The 255-nt window shown below is 68.2% G+C and carries 1 pseudogene; it reads right to left on the bottom strand.

Features of this window, described 5'->3' with window-relative positions:
- Positions 1-255, bottom strand: a pseudogene (locus FQ668_RS27810) (pilus modification protein PilQ); the annotation flags it as partial.

The following is a 255-nucleotide window of genomic DNA, read 5'->3' as shown; positions in this document are numbered from 1 at the left end:
GCCCCGACCGTTGAGGATGCCGTCATCCGCCAGGCTCGCCAGCAGCAGCTCTGCCAGCTCGGCGGCCTTGGCGTGATGAATGGGCAACAGCTCCCGACGCAACGGCTGCAACTGTGCATCCAGCGCCTGGCCCACATGGGCATCGACAGACTGCGCGGCAAACTCCGCCGCGGGCGCCACCAACAGCACATTGCCCTCCTGTCGCCGGGCCAAGCCCTTGCTGCGCAGCACCAGATCCAGCGCCTGGTCCCATGG

The sequence above is a fragment of the Pseudomonas sp. Kh14 genome, from assembly GCF_900291005.1.
GTDB lineage: Bacteria > Pseudomonadota > Gammaproteobacteria > Pseudomonadales > Pseudomonadaceae > Aquipseudomonas > Aquipseudomonas alloputida.
The sequence above is the reverse complement of the archived record's forward strand: the minus strand, read 5'-3'. Positions and strand labels throughout refer to the sequence as shown.